Source organism: Pseudomonas sp. URIL14HWK12:I6 (genome assembly GCF_000514195.1).
Taxonomy (GTDB): domain Bacteria; phylum Pseudomonadota; class Gammaproteobacteria; order Pseudomonadales; family Pseudomonadaceae; genus Aquipseudomonas; species Aquipseudomonas putida_A.
In genome coordinates this window covers 627443-643675 of record NZ_AZVL01000001.1, presented here as the reverse complement: position 1 = coordinate 643675, position 16233 = coordinate 627443, and the positions used below count along the sequence as shown (strand labels likewise).

The 16233-nt window shown below is 60.9% G+C and carries 11 protein-coding genes; 8 read left to right on the top strand and 3 right to left on the bottom strand.

All coding sequences use genetic code 11. The features are described 5' to 3' along the window. Positions 1-17: 17 nt before the first annotated feature. On the bottom strand, positions 18-1121 hold the full coding sequence (locus H043_RS0102960) for a GlxA family transcriptional regulator (RefSeq protein WP_007949927.1): 1104 nt from the start codon (positions 1119-1121) through the stop codon (positions 18-20). 515 nt (positions 1122-1636) lie between these two features. Further along, entirely contained in the window at positions 1637-3013 is a 1377-nt protein-coding gene (locus H043_RS0102955) for an L-serine ammonia-lyase (protein WP_007962642.1), read from the bottom strand. A 436-nt stretch (positions 3014-3449) separates the two neighbouring features. Between H043_RS0102955 and H043_RS0102950 the strand changes: the two genes are divergently transcribed. From H043_RS0102950 to choV, 3 genes are all read left to right on the top strand, one after another. Continuing rightward, complete coding sequence (locus H043_RS0102950) at positions 3450-4397, top strand: choline ABC transporter substrate-binding protein (RefSeq protein WP_027610641.1); 948 nt, start codon at positions 3450-3452, stop codon at positions 4395-4397. A gap of 66 nt (positions 4398-4463) precedes the next feature. After that, positions 4464-5309, top strand: coding sequence for a choline ABC transporter permease subunit (choW, locus tag H043_RS0102945; protein WP_007962645.1), 846 nt, complete (start codon positions 4464-4466; stop codon positions 5307-5309). Further along, positions 5306-6484 carry a choline ABC transporter ATP-binding protein gene (gene choV / locus H043_RS0102940; RefSeq protein ID WP_007962646.1) on the top strand — a complete coding sequence of 393 codons (1179 nt, stop codon included), beginning with the start codon at positions 5306-5308 and terminating at the stop codon, positions 6482-6484. Before choW ends, choV begins: the two co-directional genes overlap by 4 nt. Positions 6485-6685: 201 nt before the next feature. Here the strand turns inward: choV and H043_RS0102935 are convergent, their stop codons facing one another. Then, positions 6686-8626 carry a BCCT family transporter gene (locus H043_RS0102935; RefSeq protein WP_256214117.1) on the bottom strand — a complete coding sequence of 647 codons (1941 nt, stop codon included), beginning with the start codon at positions 8624-8626 and terminating at the stop codon, positions 6686-6688. A gap of 485 nt (positions 8627-9111) precedes the next feature. Between H043_RS0102935 and betI the strand changes: the two genes are divergently transcribed. The 5 genes from betI (at position 9112) to H043_RS0102910 (ending at position 16217) form a co-directional block, all read left to right on the top strand. After that, positions 9112-9705 carry a transcriptional regulator BetI gene (gene betI / locus H043_RS0102930; RefSeq protein WP_025108530.1) on the top strand — a complete coding sequence of 198 codons (594 nt, stop codon included), beginning with the start codon at positions 9112-9114 and terminating at the stop codon, positions 9703-9705. An 89-nt stretch (positions 9706-9794) separates the two neighbouring features. Beyond that, positions 9795-11267, top strand: a complete 1473-nt coding sequence (gene betB / locus H043_RS0102925) for a betaine-aldehyde dehydrogenase (protein ID WP_027610639.1) — start codon at positions 9795-9797, stop codon at positions 11265-11267. A gap of 209 nt (positions 11268-11476) precedes the next feature. Beyond that, entirely contained in the window at positions 11477-13180 is a 1704-nt protein-coding gene (betA, locus tag H043_RS0102920; RefSeq protein WP_027610638.1) for a choline dehydrogenase, read from the top strand. Between the two features lie 257 nt (positions 13181-13437). After that, positions 13438-14880: a TldD/PmbA family protein gene (locus H043_RS0102915; protein ID WP_027610637.1), complete on the top strand. Its 1443-nt coding sequence runs from the start codon at positions 13438-13440 to the stop codon at positions 14878-14880. After that, entirely contained in the window at positions 14880-16217 is a 1338-nt protein-coding gene (locus H043_RS0102910; protein ID WP_027610636.1) for a TldD/PmbA family protein, read from the top strand. The genes H043_RS0102915 and H043_RS0102910 overlap by 1 nt, the downstream gene beginning before the upstream one ends. Positions 16218-16233 lie beyond the last annotated feature (16 nt).

The following is a 16233-nucleotide window of genomic DNA, read 5'->3' as shown; positions in this document are numbered from 1 at the left end:
AAGAACGATGACGCGGTCTACAGCCTTACGCTGGCAAACGTCGACTCATTACGCGCCTGACTCAACGCCGACATCGGTCCCGACAGCGGCGACATCACGATCGCCTGCGGCAGCGGCAGCATCGCCACTTGCTGGGTGGTATTGGAGCCTACGCGTTCGTCACGCGGCGGAATGCCGAAGTATTCGCGGTAGCACTTGGAGAAGTGCGGCGTCGAGACGAAACCACACACCGACGCGACTTCGATGATCGACATCGGCGTCTGCTTGAGCAGTTGCCGCGCGCGGATTAGGCGCAGCTTGAGGTAGTAGCGCGACGGCGAGCAGTGCAGGTATTTCTGGAACAGCCGCTCCAGCTGTCGACGCGACACGGCGACGTACACCGCCAGTTCGTCGAGGTCGATCGGCTCTTCCAGATTGGCTTCCATCAGCGCGACGATTTCCTGCAGTTTCGGCTGATTGGTGCCGAGCATGTGCTTGAGCGGCACGCGCTGGTGATCCTGCTCGTTGCGGATGCGCTCGTAGACGAACATTTCCGAGATCGCGGCGGACAGTTCACGCCCATGATCGCGGCTGATCAGGTGCAACATCATGTCCAGTGGCGCGGTGCCGCCGGAGCTGGTGAAACGGTTACGGTCGAGGGTGAACAGGCGAGTGCTCATCGCCACACGCGGGAAAGCTTCCTGCATCGCCGCCAGACATTCCCAGTGCACGCTGCAATCGAACCCGTCGAGCAGACCGGCGCAAGCCAAAGCCCAGCTGCCGGTGCACACCGCGCCCAGACGCTTGGACTGACGCGCCTGACTTTGCAGCCACGAGACGTGTTCACGGGTCACGGTGCGTTGAATGCCGATCCCGCCGCAGACGATCACGGTGTCCAGGGGCGGGGCTTTGTGCATGGAGGCATCGGGGGTGATTTGCAGACCGTCACTGGCCCACACCTGACCGCCATCGACGGTGAGGGTGCTCCAGCGATACAGCTCACGACCGGACAATTGGTTGGCCATGCGCAGGGGCTCGACTGCGGAGGCCAGAGAAATCAGCGTGAAATTGTCCAGCAGCAGAAAGCCGATGGATTGAGGCGCACGGTTCTGGGGTTGGGCCCCGGAGTTGAACGACGTCATCGCGGTATCTCCTCACACAAAGCGGGTGATGGCCTCAGGCGGAGGCTCTTGTTATTGCCGGCGTTCTCGCGTGGGAGACGGGCTTTGTTATGACAGAGCAATTGCCATGCCTAAAATTGAATGGCTGTTCAATAACTCCTGAAAACGACGTCGCGACGTGTCTATTCAAGACGTCGGACCAAGGGTGTTTCGAAGTGCCATCAGCGGCGCCGAGAGCCCTGCCCCGCTGCCTGTGAGCAGATCGGTAGCACTTGTGGGAACGGGCTTGCGCGCAGTTGTTTCAGAGTGTCACCGCAAGCACGGGTGACGGACGGCAGGGAGTGCGAATGGCGCACTGCGAGTGGGAAAAGCTCTTATCTGATTGCGACGCGCTAAAAGGTGGCGTGATTGTTTTGTTGTGTTCACTTAGCGCGCAGTTTTGACTGGTCTGGCGCTATCGCGAGCAGGCTCACTCCTACAGGGGAACGCATTCCAAGTGTAGGAGTGAGCCTGCTCGCGATGGGAGCGACACGGTCTCAGCACTCAACCGCGCTGACCGCCAAACCACCCCGCGAGGTCTCTTTATATTTGTCATGCATATCGGCGCCGGTATCACGCATGGTGCGGATCACCCGGTCCAGCGAGATGAAGTGCTGACCATCACCACGCAGGGCCATCTGCGCCGCGTTGATCGCCTTCACAGCGGCAATTGCGTTGCGCTCGATGCACGGCACCTGCACCAGGCCGCCAACCGGATCACAGGTCAGGCCGAGGTTGTGTTCCAGGCCGATTTCCGCCGCGTTGCACAGTTGCTCCGGCGTCGCGCCGAGAATCTCCGCCAACCCCGCCGCCGCCATCGCGCAGGCCGAACCAACCTCGCCCTGGCAGCCGACTTCGGCACCGGAGATCGAGGCGTTCTTCTTGCACAGAATCCCCACCGCCGCCGCGCCCAGGAAGTAATCGACCACATTGGCGTCGGTGACCGCTTCGCTGAACTTCATAAAGTAGTGCAACACCGCCGGAATGATCCCCGCCGCACCATTGGTCGGTGCGGTGACCATGCGCCCGCCCGCCGCGTTTTCTTCATTGACCGCGAGGGCAAACAGGTTGACCCACTCCATGGCACTGAGGGTCGAGCCGATCACGTTGGGCTTGTTCAACTCCTGCAGGCTGCGATGCAACTTGGCCGCGCGCCGGCGCACATTGAGACCGCCGGGAAGGATGCCTTCGTGCTTGAGGCCCTGCTCGACGCAATCCTGCATCGCCCGCCACAGCTTCATCAGCCCGGCACGGATTTCCTCTTCGCTGCGCCAGACCTTTTCGTTGGCCATCATCAGTTCGGCGACGCGCAGGTTGTTCTTTTGGCACAGCTGCAGCAGTTCCACCGCGCTGGAAAAGTCATAAGGCAATTCGGTGCGATCCAGATCGACAACACCGCTGGATGCCTGCGCCTGATCCACGACAAAACCGCCACCGACCGAATAGTAGGTGTCGCGATGAATCTCGCCGTGATCGCCTTCGGCAACCAGAGTCATGGCGTTGGGGTGGAACGGCAGGTTCTCGTCGATCAGGCGCATGTCGCGAGCCCAGACAAACGGCACCGACAGACGACCATCCAATAACAGCGTGTGAGTTTCGCGCAGCGCCTGAATGCGCGGGCCGATCTGCGACGGGTCGATTGCGTCCGGCCACTCGCCCATCAGGCCCATGATCACTGCATTGTCGCTGCCGTGGCCGATACCGGTAGCCGACAGTGAGCCGAACAGTTGCACTTCTATACGCCGTACCTGCTCCAGCAGGTGCCGGTCGCGCAGCGCTTCGACAAACAGGGCGGCGGCGCGCATCGGGCCGACGGTGTGGGAACTGGACGGGCCGATGCCGATTTTGAACAGGTCGAAAACGCTGATAGCCATTGCTGCAGAGCTCCTGAGGATGCCGTTCCCGGGCGTTAAGCGCCCGCTGGCGGAGCTGCTACGCTCAAGCTGCGATCCGCCGGAATGCCCGCATCATCAGGCTTTTGTCAGGTCGCTCGGCGTCTGACACCGACGCACTCATGCCCACCAACGCCGTGCCGGTTTCCTCCCGTGTTTTCGCCGTTTTTATGCGGTTCAGATGGCCAAACGGGGCGGAAAAAAGCTGTAAACGACGTCACTGACACTGGATGCGACCATCCCTGTACTGGATACGACCCACCCTGTAGGCGTCAGATTTTCACTGGTACATGATCGTTATGACTCGATTGCAAGGCGCCGTGGTAGAGCTGTCTCCAGAACGCCATCCAACCGCAACCTATAAGTGCGGTGGTCCACAGTCGGAACACTGCCAAAAAAAACACCAAGGAGTCCATCCATGAAAGGTTCCCCGTCGTTGTTGTTGGCCGCCATGCTGAGTCTGCCGTTACTGGCTCAAGCCGCAGAACCGGCGCAGTGCAGTACCGTTAACTTCTCCGATGTCGGCTGGACCGACATCACCGCCACCACCGCCACCACTTCGGTGGTGCTCGACGCCCTCGGCTACAAGACCAAGACCACCATGATCTCCGTGCCCGTGACCTACAAGTCGCTGGCCGACGGCAAGAACATGGACGTGTTCCTCGGTAACTGGATGCCGACCATGGAAAACGACATCAAGGCCTACCGCGATGCCGGCACCGTCGAAGTGGTGCGCACCAACCTCAAAGGTGCCAAGTACACCCTCGCCGTACCGCAAGCCCTGTACGACAAGGGTCTGCATGACTTCGCCGACATCGCCAAATTCAAGAAAGAGCTCGATGGCAAGATTTACGGTATCGAGCCTGGCAACGACGGCAACCGCCTGATCCAGAGCATGATCGACAAGGACGCTTTCGGTTTGAAAACCGCCGGCTTCAAGGTCGTCGAATCGTCCGAAGCGGGCATGCTCTCGCAGGTCGACCGCGCGCAGAAACGCGACACCGCCGTGGTCTTCCTCGGCTGGGCGCCGCACCCGATGAACAAGCGCTTCAAGATTCAATACCTGACCGGCGGCGATGACTTCTTCGGCCCCGATTTCGGTGCTGCCACCGTGGCGACCAACACCCGCAAGGGCTACACCACCGAATGCAGCAACGTCGGTCAGTTGCTGAAGAACCTGGAGTTCACCGTCGACATGGAAAGTACCCTGATGGGCAACATCCTCGACGACAAGATGAAGCCTGAAGCGGCCGCCAAGGCCTGGCTGAAAAAGAACCCTCAGGTGCTCGATACCTGGCTCGCTGGCGTGACCACCATTGACGGTAAACCAGGCCTGGAGGCCGTGAAAGCCAAGCTCGCACAGTAATTGCCTTACGCCGGGCGAGTTCGCTCGCCCGGGCTGTTTATTCCTTGCATGCGGACGTTCACTACCATGCTGATTGATCAGAAAATCCCTTTAGGCCAGTACATCGCGGGCTTCGTTGAATGGTTGACGCAACACGGCGCCAGCACCTTCGACGCAATCGCCGTGACACTGGAAACGATGATCCACGGCGTGACGTTTGCGCTGACCTGGTTCAATCCCTTCGTCTTGATCGGCCTCATCGCCCTGCTCGCGCATTTCATCCAGCGCAAATGGGGGCTGACTGTTTTTGTGATTGCCTCGTTCCTGCTGATCCTCAACCTGGGGTACTGGCAGGAAACCATGGAAACCCTCGCCCAGGTCATGTTCGCGACCCTGGTCTGCGTGGTCATCGGCGTACCGCTGGGCATCGTCGCTGCGCACAAGCCGATGTTCTACACTTTAATGCGTCCGGTACTCGATCTGATGCAGACCGTACCGACCTTCGTTTACCTCATTCCTACCCTGACCCTCTTCGGGCTGGGTGTGGTGCCGGGCCTGATCTCCACGGTGGTGTTCGCCATCGCTGCGCCGATCCGCCTGACCTACCTGGGCATCCGCGATGTCCCGCAAGAACTGATGGACGCCGGCAAGGCCTTCGGCTGCTCGCGTCGCCAATTGCTCTCACGGATCGAACTGCCTCACGCCATGCCGAGCATCGCTGCCGGCATCACCCAGTGCATCATGCTGTCGCTGTCGATGGTGGTGATCGCGGCACTGGTAGGCGCCGACGGACTCGGCAAACCGGTGGTCAACGCACTGAACACTGCTGATATCGCCTTGGGCTTCGAAGCGGGCCTGGCGATCGTACTGCTGGCGATCATGCTCGACCGTATCTGCAAACAACCCGACGCCAAAGTAGGGGGTGACGCATGAGCATAATTCGCTTCGATAACGTTGACGTGATCTTCACCAAGGATCCGCGCGAAGCACTGAAACTTCTCGATCAAGGTTTGACCCGCAGCGAGATCCTGAAAAAGACCGGGCAGATCGTCGGCGTGGAAAAGGCCAGTCTGGACATCAACAAGGGCGAGATCTGCGTACTGATGGGCCTGTCCGGCTCCGGCAAGTCGAGCCTGCTGCGCTGCATCAACGGCCTCAACACCGTGAGTCGCGGCAAGCTGTTCGTCGAGCACGAAGGCAAGCAGATCGATATCGCTTCCTGCACCCCGGCCGAACTGAAAATGATGCGCACCAAACGCATCGCCATGGTGTTCCAGAAGTTCGCCCTGATGCCGTGGCTGACGGTGCGCGAGAACATCAGTTTCGGTCTGGAGATGCAGGGCCGACCGGAAAAGGAACGGCGCAAGCTGGTCGACGACAAGCTCGAACTGGTCGGCCTGACTCAATGGCGCAACAAGAAGCCCGATGAACTCTCCGGAGGCATGCAGCAGCGTGTCGGCCTGGCCCGGGCACTGGCGATGGACGCCGACATTCTGCTGATGGACGAACCGTTCTCGGCACTCGACCCGCTGATCCGTCAGGGCCTGCAGGATGAACTGCTGGAACTGCAACGCAAGCTGAGCAAGACCATCGTGTTTGTGAGTCACGACCTCGATGAGGCACTGAAACTGGGTAGCCGCATTGCGATCATGAAGGACGGCCGGATCATCCAGTACAGCGTGCCGGAAGAGATCGTGCTCAACCCGGCGGACGACTATGTGCGCACCTTCGTAGCCCACACCAACCCGCTCAACGTTCTGTGCGGGCGCAGCCTGATGCGCACGCTGGACAACTGCAAACGCATCAACGGTTCGGTGTGCCTCGACCCGGGCGGCGATTCGTGGCTGGACCTGGCCGAAGGCAACACAATCAAGGGTGCGCGGCAGAACGGTTCGGTGCTGAACCTGCAGAACTGGGCACCGGGGCAAGCAGTGGAAGCCCTGGAGCGCAAGCCGACCCTGGTGGATTCGAATATCGGCATGCGCGATGCGTTGCAGATCCGCTACCAGACCGGCAACAAACTGGTGCTGCACGACAACAACCATGTGGTGGGGATTCTCGGCGACAGCGAGCTGTATCACGCGCTGCTGGGCAAGAACCTGGGGTAAGAACCCCGCAGACACAAAAACGCCGCGAGAGGATCGCGGCGTTTTTGTTTATCGGAATACAGGGCGTTCAGCGTTGGAGCTGATGGCCCCTTCGCGAGCAAGCCCGCTCCCACATTTGAAATGCATTCCAATGTGGGAGCGGGCTTGCTCGCGAAGAATGCGGCACGGTGCTTCAGACAGAAACACCGCACCACCTACAACTTAGCTATACACCCGGCCAAGGAGCTGCCGATGGCTTTCAAACTGATCGAGCACATCGCGTGTGATCTGATCCTGCGTGAAGCCCATCAGGTCGTAGTCCTGGCTGCCGTTGTGCAGATACACCTCGGCGCGGTAGTAACGCTGGCGCGCTTCATCGGACTGGGCCGATTCGGTCGGGGTCGCCAGGTAGCCGTCCAGGCTCACTTCATAGACGAAAGGATTGCCCTCTTCCATCTCGACACGCACGCCCATGCAGCGTTTGGATTTGCCCAGCAGCGTCTGCACTTCCAGACCCTGTGCACGCAGTTGCGCAGCAGCGTCGTCCAGTGCCGGGGTCACGTGTTTGTCCATGAAGCGCTGCACCACCGATTGGCTCGGTTGCAGATCCAGCTGCGTCAGACGCTCGCTGAAACCACGACGACCGCGCTCAGCCAGTTGCGCCTGCTCCTGTTCGATCTGCACGTCCTGGCGCATCGCCTTGTGCAGCCCGAACATGAAGCACACCAGCACCACCGAGAACGGCAAACCGGCCAGCACCACCATGGTTTGCATGGCTTCGAAGTTACCGGCGAACAGCAGACCGATGGTCACCAGCGTGATCACCACCGACCAGAAGATCCGCAGCCAGTGCGGCGCATCTTCATCAACGTTGCCGCCCTTGCAGGAAAGATTCGCCATCATCACCGCGCCGGAGTCGGCCGGGGTCAGGAACAGCACGAAACCGACGAAGATCGACACACCGATAACGACTTTCGACGCCGGGTAGTGTTCCAGCAACTGGTAGATCGCCATCGACGGTTGTTCCAGCGCCGTCTTGCCGAGTTCCACCGCCCCCTGGTTCATCACCAGATCCAGTGCCGAGTTACCGAAGATCGACAGCCACGCCAGGGTGAAGCCCAGCGGAATCAGCAGCACGCCGGCCACCAGCTCACGCACGGTACGACCACGGGAAATACGCGCGATGAACATGCCTACGAATGGTGCCCAGGAAATCCACCACGCCCAGTAGAACAGGGTCCACAGGCCCAGCCAGCGGTCGGACTTGGCGCTGTCACCTTCATAGACGTACAGATCGAAGGTCTTCAGCACCACGCCGTTGAGGTAGTCGCCGATGTTCTGCACAAAGCCGTTAAGCAGGTGCAGGGTCGGGCCGAACAGCAGGACAAAAATCAGCAGACCGCTGAACAGCACGATGTTCAGGTTGGACAGACGACGAATGCCATTTTCCACGCCGGACACGGCAGCGATGGTCGCCACGGTGCTCATCACGATGATCACGATCAGCAGGTTGGTGTTGCTGTGTTCCATGCCGAACAGGTTTTCCAGCCCCGAGGACACTTGCAGCGAGCCGATCCCCAGGTTGGTCACCAGACCCAGCAGGGTCACGAACATGCCGAAGCCGTCCACCGCGTGACCGGCGGCGCCCTTGACCCAACGTTCGCCGACCAGCGGATACAGCGCCGAACGCAGGGCCAATGGCTGGTTATGACGGTAAGCGAAGTACGCCACGGCCAGACCGACCAGCGCATAGATCGCCCAGCCGTGCAGGCCCCAGTGCAGGAAGGTCAGTTGCACCGCCTGACGCGCGGCCAGGTTGGTGGCCGCTGCGCCTTCCGGCGGATTGAAGTAATGGTCCAGCGGCTCGGACGCGCCGAAGTACAGCAGCGAAATACCGATACCCGACGAGAACAACATCCCCGCCCAGGCGCCGTAACTGAAATCCGGAGTGTCGTCCTTGCTGCCCAGTTTGAGTTTGCCGTAGGAGGAAAACGCCAGGCCCACCACAAACACCAGGTACGCGGCGATCACCACCATGTAGTACCAGCCGAAGCTGCGCGACAACCAGGCCTGAGCGATACCCAACAATCTGCCGGCCTCTTGCGGGGCGATGATCAGAATGGCGGTCAACAACAGAATCAACGCGGTAGAGGTGTAAAACACCCAACCGTTGACCGTCACCTTCTCGGGCGGGGTCTTTATAAGAGAGGCAGAACTCATGGCACAAATGCTCCAGGCAGTGCGAGAGAAGAACACAAGGCAACACGGAACCCGACCAATCGGTTAGTTGGCAGCCGACCGGCGGGTGATATAAAGACACCCCGAAAAAAGCCCGAACCTGCCGAAATGGCGTTGCGAATCGCTTTCGTGGCCAAAGCTGTGCGGACGTTCATCCGAAACCTGGCCCCGAGCGTCTTGCCCATTCAACACGTCCATCGAACAGCGAACCGCGCCATGCCCCACGCAGGTTTCAAGCATTTTCGGATGTCGTTTTATCGCCATTTACAAGCAGAAAAAATCTGTAGGCAGCGACGATTTGTCGCAGATCTTATTCTTTGTTGATTGAACGTTCAATCAAAACAAAATAGACTGGCCCTCAATCCGATAGGCGTTTATCGCCCTTCGGAAGGCCTAAGGAGATGTGCAAGATGCCCAAGGTCGGTATGCAACCCATCCGCCGCCAACAACTGATCGAAGCCACGTTGCAGGCGGTCGATCAGGTCGGTATGGGGGACGCCAGCATTGCGCTGATCGCCCGTTTGGCCGGTGTCTCGAATGGCATCATCAGTCACTATTTTCAGGACAAGAACGGCCTGATTGCCGCCACGATGCGGTATCTGATGAATGTCCTCAGCGAGAACGTCACCGCGCGCCGACAGGCGCTGGCAGACAGCAGCCCACGGGCGCATCTGCAGGTGATCATCGAAGGCAACTTCGACGCCAGCCAGGTCAATGGCCCGGCAATGAAAACCTGGCTGGCCTTCTGGGCCACCAGCATGCACCAGCCGTCTTTGCACAGGTTGCAGCGGATCAACGATCACCGTCTGTATTCCAACCTGTGCTGCGAGTTCCGCCGTGTGTTGCCGCTCGAAGATGCGCGCAGCGCCGCGCGTGGACTGGCAGCGTTGATCGACGGCTTGTGGTTGCGCGGCGCACTGTCGGGAGACGCTTTCGACACGGCGCAGGCGCAACAGATCGCTTACGAATACATGGATTTCCAATTGGCCAAGCAGGTGAGCTAGAGCACACAGAAAACGCTCGGCCCCTGAACCGCCATCGCAGCAACACCGCGATGGTCAACGCCAACCACTAATGCACTTGCGAGGACACTATGGCCCGTTTCGAACTGCAAAAACTCTACATCGATGGCGCGTACTCCGACGCTGGCAGCGATGCCACTTTCGAAGCCATCAACCCGGCGAACGGTGAAGTCCTCGCCCAAGTGCAACGTGCGACCAAGGAAGACGTCGAGCGTGCTGTGGTCAGCGCTGAAAAGGGCCAGAAAATCTGGGCCGCGATGACCGCCATGGAGCGTTCGCGCATCCTGCGTCGCGCCGTCGACATCCTGCGCGAGCGCAACGATGAGCTGGCTGCTCTGGAAACCCTGGACACCGGTAAAGCCTTCTCCGAAACCAAATACGTCGACATCGTCACCGGCGCCGACGTGCTGGAATACTACGCAGGCCTGGTGCCGGCGATCGAAGGCGAGCAGATTCCGCTGCGCGACACTTCCTTCGTCTACACCCGTCGCGAGCCACTGGGCGTGGTTGCCGGTATCGGCGCGTGGAACTACCCGATCCAGATCGCTTTGTGGAAATCCGCACCGGCCCTGGCCGCCGGTAACGCGATGATCTTCAAGCCAAGCGAAGTCACCTCGCTGACCACCCTGAAACTGGCCGAGATCTACACCGAAGCCGGCCTGCCGAACGGCGTGTTCAACGTACTGACCGGCAGCGGCCGTGAAGTCGGTACCTGGCTGACCGAGCACCCGCGCATCGAAAAAGTCTCCTTCACCGGCGGCACCGACACCGGCAAGAAAGTCATGGCCAGCGCTTCGGCTTCGTCGCTGAAAGACGTGACCATGGAACTGGGCGGCAAGTCGCCGCTGATCATCTGCGACGACGCCGACCTCGATCGCGCCGCCGACACCGCGATGATGGCTAACTTCTACAGCTCCGGTCAGGTCTGCACCAACGGTACTCGCGTATTCGTGCCGAGCCACCTGAAAGCCGCTTTCGAAGCCAAGATCGTCGAGCGCGTAGCGCGTATCCGCATCGGCAACCCGGAAGACGAAAACACCAACTTCGGCCCGCTGGTCAGCTTCGCCCACATGGAAAGCGTGCTGGGTTACATCGCCAAGGGTAAAGAAGAAGGTGCCCGCGTGCTGTGCGGCGGCGAGCGTCTGACCGACGGCGAATTCGCCAAAGGTGCATTTGTCGCGCCGACCGTGTTCACCGACTGCACCGACGAGATGACCATCGTCCGTGAAGAAATCTTTGGCCCGGTGATGGCGATCCTGTCCTACGAGACCGAAGAGGAAGTAATCCGCCGCGCCAACGACACCGACTTCGGCCTGGCCGCCGGTATCGTTACCAAAGACCTGAACCGCGCACACCGCGTGATTCATCAACTGGAAGCCGGTATCTGCTGGATCAACGCCTGGGGCGAGTCCGACGCAAAAATGCCGGTTGGCGGTTACAAGCAGTCGGGCGTGGGCCGTGAAAACGGCATCAGCTCGCTGACCAACTACACACGCATCAAATCGGTACAGGTCGAGCTGGGCGATTACGTCTCGGTGTTCTGATCTGACGCAACTCTGAAGTTGGGGCCCTTGTGGCGAGGGAGCTTGCTCCCGCTGGGCTGCGCAGCGGCCCCAACTGCAGACACCGCGCTCATCCAGACAGAGCTCGGTCGCAGGTTCTGCGACTGCTTCGCAGTCGAGCGGGAGCAAGCTCCCTCGCCACAGAAAGTGGCCACTCGGCAGCCTGACCACATCTAAAGAGGGTGCATTCAATGTCCCAAGAATTCGATTACATCATCATCGGTGCCGGCTCGGCCGGTAACACCTTGGCGACCCGTCTGACTGAAGACGAAGGCGTCACCGTGCTGCTGCTCGAAGCAGGCGGCCCGGACTATCGTTTTGACTTCCGCACGCAAATGCCGGCCGCGCTGGCATTCCCGCTGCAGGGTCGTCGCTACAATTGGGCTTATGAAACCGATCCGGAGCCACACATGGACGGTCGTCGGATGGAGTGCGGTCGCGGCAAAGGCCTCGGCGGCTCCTCGCTGATCAACGGCATGTGCTACATCCGTGGCAACGCGATGGACTACGACGGCTGGGCGAAGCTGCCAGGTCTGGAAGACTGGACCTACCTCGACTGCCTGCCGTACTTCCGTAAAGCGGAAACCCGCGACATCGGCCCGAACGACTACCACGGTGGCGACGGCCCGGTCAGCGTGACCACGCCAAAGGCGGGCAACAACCCGCTGTTCCACGCCATGGTTGAAGCCGGCGTGCAGGCCGGTTACCCGCGCACCGAAGACTTGAACGGCTACCAGCAGGAAGGCTTCGGCCCGATGGATCGCACCGTGACGCCGAACGGCCGTCGTGCTTCCACCGCCCGTGGCTACCTCGACGTCGCGAAAAAGCGCTCGACCCTGACCATCGTCACCCATGCCCTGACCGACAAGATCCTGTTCGAAGGCAAGCGTGCGGTCGGCGTGCGTTACCTGGTCGGTTCGGCGGAAGAGCGCGTTGAAGCCAAAGCGCGCAAAGAAGTCCTGCTGTGCTCCGGCGCCATCGCTTCGCCGCAGATTCTGCAGCGCTCCGGTGTCGGCCCGGCAAAACTGCTGGAAAGCCTCGACATCCCGGTGGTGCATGACCTGCCGGGCGTCGGTGAAAACCTGCAGGATCACCTTGAGCTGTACCTGCAATACGCCTGCACCCAACCGGTTTCGCTGTACCCGTCGCTGCTCTGGTACAACCAGCCGGCCATCGGTGCCGAGTGGCTGTTCAACGGCACCGGCATCGGCGCCAGCAACCAGTTCGAAGCCGGCGGTTTCATCCGTTCGCGTCCGGAATTCGAGTGGCCGAACATCCAGTACCACTTCCTGCCGGTAGCGATTAACTACAACGGCAGCAACGGTGTGAAAGAGCACGGCTTCCAGGCGCACATGGGTTCCATGCGTTCGCCGAGCCGTGGCCGCATCCAGTTGAAGTCCAAGGATCCGCGCCAGCACCCGAGCATCCTGTTCAACTACATGGCCACCGAGCAGGACTGGCAGGAATTCCGTGACGGCATCCGCCTGACCCGCGAAATCATGCAACAGCCTGCGCTGGACGCCTTCCGTGGCCGCGAAATCAGCCCGGGCATCGACGTGCAAACCGATGAGCAGCTGGACAAGTTCATCCGCGAGCACGCCGAAACCGCGTTCCACCCGTCCTGCTCGTGCAAGATGGGCACCGACGAGATGGCGGTTGTGGATGGCGAAGGTCGCGTGCACGGCATGCAGAGCCTGCGTGTGGTCGATGCCTCGATCATGCCGATCATCACCACCGGTAACCTCAACGCGCCGACGATCATGATCGCCGAGAAAATCGCCGACAAGATCCGTGGCCGCAAGCCACTGCCGCGTAGCAATGCTGCCTACTACGTGGCTGGCGGTGCGCCGGTGAAGGGCAAGCCGATGCGTGATATTACGCCTGTTGCTCAGTAAGACGTAATACCGAGGCGCTACCTTCGCGAGCAGGCTCGCTCCCACATTGGAATGCATTTCAAATGTGGGAGCGAGCCTGCTCGCGAAGGGGCCCTCACCTCCAGCACAAATTCCCCTGCTGCACAGTAAATCCTCCTACACCCCCTCTTCACTTGATCCTACCCCCCACGCAGGCCTACTCTAGACCTCGCGCAATCGTTTCACCCCTCCCCGCCGAATCGCGTCACCCCGCAACTCCATAACAAGGAGGTTCCCGAATGTTCGATTTTCACCCCCAGCTCAAGCAGCGCTTCGCTGCCTTGCGCACGGGCGCCGAGTTTTTTTCCCTGCGGTATGTACGCGAGTCCGGCCAGTACCTGTCGGTGCGCAAGAACGTCGCCGAGCCGCCAAGCCTGAGCCGCGACGAAGGCGCGATGCTCACTGTGCGCGTCAACGGCGTCGAGGCTTACGCGGCGACCAACGACCTGTCGCAGCAAGGCCTGCAAGCCGCCCTTGAGCGCGCCGAACAGCAGGCCCGGCGACTGAAGCCGCACGCCTTGCTCGACCTGCGCAACCAGCCGGTGTCGAGCGATCGCGCTGATTACTTTTCGCCCAATCTTGAGCAACCCTTCCCGTCCCTGAGCGAATGCTTCGAGCTGCTCGGCGCGGAATCCGCCTCGGTGCCAAAGGATGAGCGCCTGGTGAATTGGGAAGCGAGCATCGGCATCACCCACGTCGAGCAGATCTACCTGAGCAGCGCCGGCGCCGAATTGCGCCAGGCCCAGCGCTTCGTCTATCCAGGCCTCGACGTCACCGCCTACGACGGCCACGACAGCCAGACCCGTTCCCTCGGCCGCGAGAACTTCGGCCAGCAGGGTGGCGCGGACGTGATCAGCCGTTGCGGCCTGGTCGGCGCCGGCCCGAAGGTGGCCGATCAGGCCCTGCAACTGCTGCTCGCGCCGAACACCCCGCAAGGCCCGCGCGATCTATTGCTGATGCCGGACCAGATGATGCTGCAGATTCACGAGTCCATCGGTCACCCGCTGGAGCTCGACCGCATCCTCGGTGACGAGCGCAATTACGCCGGCACCAGCTTCGTCAAAACCAGCGACTTCGGCAGCCTGCAATACGGCTCGAAGCTGCTCAACGTGACCTTCGATCCGGACATTCCCGAAGAGCTGGCCAGCTACGGCCACGATGACGACGGCAGCAAAGCCAGCAAACAATTCCTGATTCGCGAAGGCTTGCTGTTGCGGCCATTGGGCGGCGCGCTGTCGCAGTTCCGCGCTGGTCTCGACGGGGTTGCCAACAGCCGCGCCTGCGGCTGGAACCGGCCGCCGATCGACCGCATGGCCAACCTCAACATCGAGCCGGGCGATCAGTCGCTGACGCAACTGATCAGCGGCATCGAGCACGGCATTCTGATGAGCACCAACCGTTCGTGGTCGATTGACGATGCGCGCAACAAATTCCAGTTTGGTTGCGAGTGGGGTCAGTTGATCGAGAACGGTGAACTCAAGGGTGTGGTGAAAAATCCGAACTACCGGGGCATTTCCGCGCACTTCTGGAAGAGTCTGCGCGCGGTCGGCAATGCCGGCACCCGAATGGTGCTGGGCACGCCAAACTGCGGCAAGGGCGAGCCGAACCAGGTGATCCGCGTCGGCCACGCTTCACCGGCCTGCGTATTCAGCAACGTTGATGTGTTTGGGGGAGACGCCTGATGAGCATTTCGAAGAGTCAGTCCGACGCCTTCAAGGTCATGGTCAATTGGCTGCGCGACAGCGTGCGCGAGCCGGAACAATTCACCCTCAGTTACGCCGCCGAATCCTCGGCGTTCGTACGGTTCAATCACGCCAAGGTGCGTCAGGCCGGCCAGGTGCAGCAAGCCGACGTCGGGCTGAAGCTGATCAATGACGGCCGCCATGCCGACCTGCACATCACCCTGTCCGGTGATCAGGAAGCCGATCTGCAACGCCTCTCCGAAGGCCTGCAACAACTGCGCGAAACCCTGCCGCTGCTGCCACAGGATCCCTACCTGCTGCTCAACCACAACGGCTGGCAGAGCAACAACGTGCAGGAACATCCGCTACCGGACACCGAGCAGGTGGTCGAGGAAATCTGCAGCGCTGCTGAAGGTCTGGATCTGGTCGGCTTCTATGCTGCCGGCCCGATCAGCCGCGGTTTCGCCAGTTCCTCGGGGGCGTTCGGCTGGCATCAGGCCAACAGCTTCAACTTCGACTTCAGCCTGTTCCACGACAATGGCGAAGCGGTGAAAGCCAGCTACGCCGGGCACGAGTGGAGTAGCGAAGGCTTCACCCGCCGCTTCCAGCAGGCGCGCGAGCAACTGGCGTTCCTCGGTCGACCGTTGCGGACTCTGGCACCGGGGCAATACCGCGCGTACCTGGCGCCGGCCGCGCTGGAAGAAATCATGGGCATGCTCAGCTGGGGCGGTTTCTCGGCGCAGTCGATTGCCAGCAAAAGCAGCCCGCTGCAGAAGCTGTATGTTGGCGATCAGACGTTCAGTCCGCTGGTCTCGCTGGATGAGCAAGTCAGCGGTTCGTTGAGCCCGGCATTCTCCGGCGAGGGTTATCCGCGCAGCGATCTGCGGCTGATTGTCGAAGGCAAAGCCGGTGATCAACTGGTCGGTTCGCGCAGTGCCGCCGAATACGGCCTGACCGCCAACGGCGCCGGCGGCGGTGAAATGCCAAGTGCACTGAACATGGCGGCCGGCAATCTGTCACAGGCAGAGATCCTCAAGCAGTTGGGCACCGGGCTGTACATCAGCAATCTGTGGTACCTGAACTACTCGGATCAACCGGCGGCGCGCCTGACCGGCATGACCCGCTTCGCAACTTTCTGGGTCGAGAACGGCGAGATTCAGGCGCCGGTCAGCACCATGCGCTTCGACGACAGCGCCTACAGCCTGCTGGGTTCGCAGCTGGAAGCGTTGACCGCCGAGCGTGAGTTGCTGCTGTCGGCGAGCACGTATAGCCAGCGCAATACCTCGTCGGCACTGCTGCCGGGGGCGCTGGTGAGCCGACTCACGCTAACCCTGTAAAAGCAAAACCTGGGGG